This window comes from Bellilinea sp. (assembly GCF_034432615.1).
GTDB lineage: Bacteria > Chloroflexota > Anaerolineae > Anaerolineales > Anaerolineaceae > Bellilinea.
On sequence record NZ_DAOUBL010000190.1, the window covers coordinates 1 to 6,172 of the forward strand.

General features: G+C 51.1%; 5 protein-coding genes. 3 read left to right on the forward strand and 2 right to left on the reverse strand.

The annotated features are described in order from the left end of the window. From VAE48_RS08665 to VAE48_RS08675, 3 genes are all read left to right on the forward strand, one after another. Window positions 1–424, forward strand: a 424-nt coding sequence (locus tag VAE48_RS08665; protein WP_322792924.1) for a single-stranded DNA-binding protein, incomplete at its 5' end; no start/stop codon positions are given. Window positions 425–436: 12 nt separating this feature from the next. After that, entirely contained in the window at window positions 437–721 is a 285-nt protein-coding gene (rpsR, locus tag VAE48_RS08670) for a 30S ribosomal protein S18 (protein WP_322792925.1), read from the forward strand. 87 nt (window positions 722–808) lie between these two features. Further along, a complete protein-coding gene (locus tag VAE48_RS08675) occupies window positions 809–2,110 on the forward strand; it encodes a peptidylprolyl isomerase (protein ID WP_322792926.1) in 1,302 nt (433 codons plus the stop codon). A gap of 79 nt (window positions 2,111–2,189) precedes the next feature. Here VAE48_RS08675 and smc read toward each other — a convergent pair whose 3' ends face one another. Together smc and VAE48_RS08685 are read right to left on the reverse strand one after the other, a co-directional pair. Beyond that, a complete protein-coding gene (smc, locus tag VAE48_RS08680; RefSeq protein WP_322792927.1) occupies window positions 2,190–5,795 on the reverse strand; it encodes a chromosome segregation protein SMC in 3,606 nt (1,201 codons plus the stop codon). Between the two features lie 35 nt (window positions 5,796–5,830). Further along, window positions 5,831–6,172: putative dsRNA-binding protein (locus tag VAE48_RS08685; RefSeq protein ID WP_322792928.1), on the reverse strand; the 342-nt coding region annotated here is incomplete at its 5' end.

Below are 6,172 nucleotides of genomic sequence, written 5' to 3' on the forward strand. Positions count from 1 at the left end.
GGAGAATATCATGAGCCGCGGTCTTAACAAAGTCATGATCATCGGCCATTTGGGACGCGATCCGGAAATGCGTTATACCCCTTCCGGAAGACCGGTGACTACATTTAGTGTTGCTACTAGCCGCACCTGGAATACTGCAGATGGCGAACGGCACACCGAAACCGAATGGTTCAATGTGGTTACCTGGGGAAATCTGGCAGAAATTTGCAAACAGTATCTGACCAAAGGACAGCAAGTGTACGTTGAGGGTCGGCTTCAGACCCGTCGTTGGGAGGATTCAGAAGGTATCAAGCATACTTCGGTTGAAATCGTCGCCAGCGAGATGATGATTCTTGGTGACCGCCGTGATAATGCCCAAAACCAAACCCCTCCTTCTCTGGAAGAGGGCGAGGAAGAAGAAATCGAAGATGAATATCCGTTCTAGGAGTAAGATAGTATGACCGACCAAATTCCAGGCGAGAACGAACAGGTTTCCGGACCACGGCGCTTTATGGCCCGCCCCAAAATTTGTCAGTTCTGCGCTGATAAAGACCTGGCAATTGATTACAAAAATGTGGACCTCCTTCGCCGGTATGTTACGGAAGAAGGGAAAATCCGCCCTCGTCGTCAGACCGGTACCTGCGCAAGGCATCAACGGGTTTTAGCGCGAGAAATCAAGCGCGCCCGCCATATCGCACTGCTTCCGTTTGTTGCAGAAGAGTGGAGTGAGGCAATCCGCTAATCCGTTTTTCTTCGGCACAACTTCAGGGCATGGGCAAAAACACGCCCAATGCCCTTTTCTATTTTTTGAATTGGAAAGGTTCATCAGATGGCTAAGACATCCCGACCTGCTGTAGTTTCCCGCAAACAACAAAGCCGGGTTGAAAAAGAACGGCAGCAACGCCGCATCGTTCTCATTGTTAGCATTACCATTGCTGTTGCCGTGATTCTCATTTTGGGTTATGGCCTGCTGGATACTTTTTACCTGCAAAATATGCGCCCTGTGGCTACGGTGGATGGAGAGAAAATCACCCTGGAGCAATTTCAAGCCCGTGCTCGATTCGATCGCTTTCAACTCATCCAGAATACCATTCAACTTGCCCAATATCAGCAGCTCTTTCAGGCTGATCCCAATTCAGCCAATTACTTCACCTCTCAAATTCAACTCAACGTATCCAAACTCAATGACCCCAATCAATTGGGCAACCAGGTTATTGATGAGTTAATTAATGAGGCTATCATCCGGCGTGAAGCCCAGAAATTGGGCATTTCCGTGACCGATGAGGAAGTTGAAAAGGCTTTTCAAGAAGCCTTCGGTTTCTTCCCGGCCGGCACACCAACCCTTGCTCCAACTGCTACCCCCTTCAGTACAGCCACATATTCAGCACAGCAGTTGACTCTCGCCCCCTATACGGCTACCCCAACGGAGGCTCCAACGCCTGAACAGATTGAAACTACCGAAACGCCATCCGATACACCCCTGCCAACCGCCACCATCGGCCCGACCAGTACGCCTTTCCCCACACCTACCGCCATGACAGAAGAAGGCTTCAAAACCGGTCTGGAAAATTATTTGACCACTTTGAAAACCGAAGCTCAGATTGATGAAAAAACCTTCCGTGAAATTGTGCGATCCTCCCTGCTCTATGAGAAGGTCTTTGAAGCCATCACTAAAGATGTGCCAGCCGAAGATGATTGGGTATGGGCTCGCCACATTCTGGTAGCCACACCGGAAGAAGCCGCTGTGGTGGTTGAAGCGCTCAAAAACGGCGGCGACTTCGCCCAGCTGGCAGCCCAATTTTCAACCGATACTTCTAACAAAGACCGCGGTGGTGATTTGGGTTGGTTCGAGCGCGGGCAAATGGTCAGCGAATTTGAAAACGCTGTGTTTGACATGACCGAAATCGGACAGATTAGCGAGCCGGTTCAAACCCAGTTCGGTTATCACATCATCCAGCTGCTGGGTAAGGAACGCCGGCCGGTCAGCGAAAGCCGCCTAAGCACACTCAAGCAGCAAAAGTTTGAATCGTGGTTGAACGAAACCAAGGCCAGCCTCAAAATTGAGAGGGATACCAATTGGGTCAACAAGGTACCCACCGTACCCACCCTGCCGCCCGGTTTAGGCTTCTGATCAACTCTTTCCAGTCACAAACCCAACGGAGGTCAATGCAGGCTTGACCTCCGTTGGCTATTGTTTCATTGGGATTTGTTCAACGAACCATCTCTTCTCCCACCTCGTCCAGGCGCAGGGAGATGACCTGACTGGCTGTATCCTTCCCCATGGTCACGCCGTAGATCACATCCGCAACCTGAACTGTGTTGCGATTGTGGGTGATCACGATAAACTGGGTGGTATGACTTAACTCTTGCAGCAGCTCACAAAAGCGTCCAACATTCGATTCGTCCAGCATGGCATCCACCTCATCCAGCACGCAGAACGGGGTTGGAGATACTTTCAGCAGAGAAAAAATCAATGCCACCGCAGTCAGGCTGCGTTCGCCGCCCGAAAGCAGCGACAATCCCTGCTCACGTCTGCCCGGCAGGCGGGCTTCAATATCAATTCCCCCTTCAATTGGGCTTTCCTCGTTTTCTAATACCAATCGGGCTGATCCGCCTCCAAATAACCGCGCAAAATTTTCCTTAAATTCGGCTGCCACCGCGTCAAAGGTCTTGCGAAATTCTTTTTTCATCAGACCGTCCAGTTCGCCAATGATTTCGCGCAAATCCTGATCAGCCTTTTTCAAATCCGCAACCTGCTGAATCAAGAATTCATAGCGCTCCTTTACGGCAAGATATTCGCTATGAGCATCCGGGTTGATGGCGCCCATCCGCCGCAACTGACTGCGCTGACGGTTAATGTTCTCCTCCAGATCAGGGGAAATCTCTTTGACAACCGGTAATTGTTCGACCATTCCCTCCAGGGGCAGAGGGGTTGGGCCAGAAACCTCATTTTGATACTCAAATGCGACCAGACCAAAATCTTCCTCAACCCGCCGCCGCAGACTCTCCAAATTTTCACGGATGCGCCCAAATTCCAGTTGCGCCTGGGTGGCGTGTCTTTCTGCAACAGCCGTATTCTGCTGAGCGGCGCTCAAGTCCTTTTGCAGGTTTTCATACCTGCTTTCCAGTTCATTCAGTTCTTCCTCTGCGGGTTGAATCTTTGCCTGAACTTCTTCAATGGCCTGATTCAATTGACCTGCTTCAGCTTTTCGTTTGGTCTTTTCCGCTTCCAGTTCCTCCATCAGCCGGTCAAGTTGATTCAAACGCTCTCGATAGGTTTGCTGCTGGTGTTCGTTTCGCTCCAGCGCTTGCTGAAAGTCATTTAAGCGTCGCTGCATGTCCTGCAGGACGCGCTCCATAACACTCACCTGGGTGTTCCAGTGAATAACCTGCGATTGAAGATCATCCAGCATCAGGTTATTCAGCGCTCGCTGTACTTCTCGCACATGGGATTCCACCTGTTGGGCTTCGCGAGTCAGCGCATTCATCTGCCCAATCAGGTCTTCGCGTTCTTTTTGACTGCTGCCAGTTTGCTGCCTCAGCTGTTCAACCTGACTTTGTTGCCAGCTCAATTTTTGGCGGGTTTGTTCCACCTGCATGGTAATTTTTTGGAGATTGCGCTGCTGGAATTTCTCCTGTTCTTGCGTCTCACTCAATTCTCTTTCAGCAACCCGCCGCTGTTGTTCGAACGCTTCACGCTGTTTCTGGTTTTCAGCCACCAGGCCTTCACCCTCCGCCAGTCGTGCTTCCAGCTGACGGATTTCATCGTTCAATTCTTTTAATTGACGCGGGCGGGAAATCAACTCAGCGCGGTTTTCTTTACCCGCCCGAACCTCGCCGCTGCCAAAAAACACCTCCCCGCTCAAAGTGACAATACGCAAATCGGCAGGTTGATTTTGAATCAAACGCCGGGCAGTTTGACGATCCCGGACAATCCATACCTTTCCCAATAAAAGCATAACCAGTCTTTTGATCGCCGCAGGATACACCACCACATCCGCTGCATTGCCAAAGACATTTTCTTCCTTCGGCGCAGGGATATGGGTTTCTCCCCTCAACCATTCCAGCGGAAAAAGTACCGCCCTTCCGTTTTCCATGTTTTCCAAGAATTGAAGTACTTCTTCGGTTTCTACATCTGCTTCAATAGTCAGACCCTCCAGGCTTTCCCCTAAAACGGCAGCCACTGCGGTTGTCAATTCGGAAGGCACCTGGATGAGGCGGGAAAGCGGCTGAATGCTGCCCTTGATCTTTTTTTGTTCGGCAGCAGTCATAACCACTTTCACCCCTTGCCCCAAACCGTTGTAATTTCGCTCTGCCTGCTCCAGCACCTTCATCTCAGCCCGTTTACGAGCCAATTCCGCGCGGATTGCATTGTTTTGTTCTTGCAATTGACTGCGGCTTTCCTCTAACTCTCGTTGTTGTTTTTGGAGGGTACGCAGTCTTTCTTCAATTTGTTGACGCCTGTCCTGAAGGGATTCAAGCAACTGTTGAACACTGAGTAATTCCGCCTCTGCCTGATGCAGAGTGGTTGTCATTTGAGGTATTTGCTGAGTCAGTTGATTTTCCTCGCTCCTCAACCTTTCCAAACGATTATTCAATTCCCTCTGACGGGCTTTGACCTCAACCTGTTGTGTTTCAAGGCGGGTCAATTTTCTCCGCAAGTCGCGCAGTTCTCCTTCCACTTGATCGCGCTGGGCTTTCTTCTCAGCAAAAGCTTTTTGGGCAGCACCAGCCTGCTGCTTTGCTTCTTCGAGGGCTGCCTGTTGAACGGTAAGCTCTTCCTGCACGGCTTGCAACCGTTTGGAATGTTGCTGGCTTTCCTCTTCCAATCGGGTCAGGTCATGCCGGGTGGTCGCTTTCTGGTCGGTCAGGGAGCGCTGGCGTTCATCCAGCACCGCCAGAATACGGTTGATCTCTTCGCGCTGGCGGTGCACCTCCGCTGATTGAGCATGCCATTCATTCAACACTTCTCTCAGCCGCTGAATTTGAAGGCGGACCTCCTGAACCCGTTTTTCAACCTGCTGGCTTTGCTGACGAACCTGGTGCAGCCGGTTTTCCTGAACAGTCAACACTTCACGGGCATGAGTCAGCTCTGCCTGCATACGCTGCCATTGATAACCGTACCATTCCCGCAAAAGGAGGCGCAGGTCGGCTTTGATGCGCTCATATTCAATCACCCGCGCAGCCTGTTTTTCCAGACTTTTCAGGCGCGGCTCCAATTCGCTGAGGATATCCTGCACCCGTTCCAGATTGCGGCGGGTCTGTTCCAGTCGGTTGAGCGCTTCCTCGCGCCGGGAGCGATACAGACCGATGCCGGCTGCCTCTTCAAAAAATTTTCGCCGTTCCTCCGGTCGCAGTGAAAGCGCAGCATCAACCAAACCCTGACCGATGATGGTGTAAGTTCGTTCCGCCAGCCCGGATTGAGCCAGAATTTCAGATATTTCTTTAAGCCGCACCCGCTGACCGTTGAGCAGATACTCATTCTGGCCATCACGATAGGCACGCCGGGCAATCGAAACCTCTCCGTAATCAATCGGCAGCCAGCCGTCCTCATTTTCAAAGGTAATCATGGCCGATGCCATGCTGGCACGCGGACGCAGCTCCGAGCCGGCAAAAATCATGTCCTCTGTTTTGCGACCCCGCAGCAGCGTATAGGATTGCTCCCCTAAAACCCAGCGGATCGCATCGGCAATGTTGGATTTACCTGATCCATTCGGGCCGACAATGGCCGTGATCCGGCCGGGAAATTCAAATACCGTACGGCTGGCAAAAGTTTTGTAACCTTGCAATTCAAGGGTTTTCAATCGGCTGGTCATCAAGGACTTGTTTTTTTCTTCTTTCCGGCTGGGTCTTAAAACACCAGTCCCAATTTTTCAAGTGCTTTGCGGGCTGCATTTTTGGCGGCAGCCTGTTTGCTCGGCCCAACACCTTCAGCATACACTTCCCCGCCGATAATTACTGCTACCTCAAATTGTTTGGAATGGTCGGGACCCTGTTCTGAACGGGTGACATATTGGGGAGCATAAAACCCCTGTGACTGCGCCCATTCCTGTAAGAGACTTTTCGGGTCTTCGTTTTTTCGGTTAATCAGGATATCCTCTGACGCCGTTTCTAAAAACGGAAACAAAAATTTTTCTACTTTTTCAATTCCGCCATCCAGATAGATTGCGCCAATAAAGGCTTCAAAGGTATC

What these genes read in the sequence shown, in the direction of transcription:
- rpsR (WP_322792925.1), top strand. Translation starts at nt 437, where the DNA reads ATGACCGACCAAATTCCAGGCGAGAACGAACAGGTTTCCGGACCACGG.
- VAE48_RS08675 (WP_322792926.1), top strand. Translation starts at nt 809, where the DNA reads ATGGCTAAGACATCCCGACCTGCTGTAGTTTCCCGCAAACAACAAAGC.
- smc (WP_322792927.1), bottom strand. Translation starts at nt 5,795, where the DNA reads ATGACCAGCCGATTGAAAACCCTTGAATTGCAAGGTTACAAAACTTTT.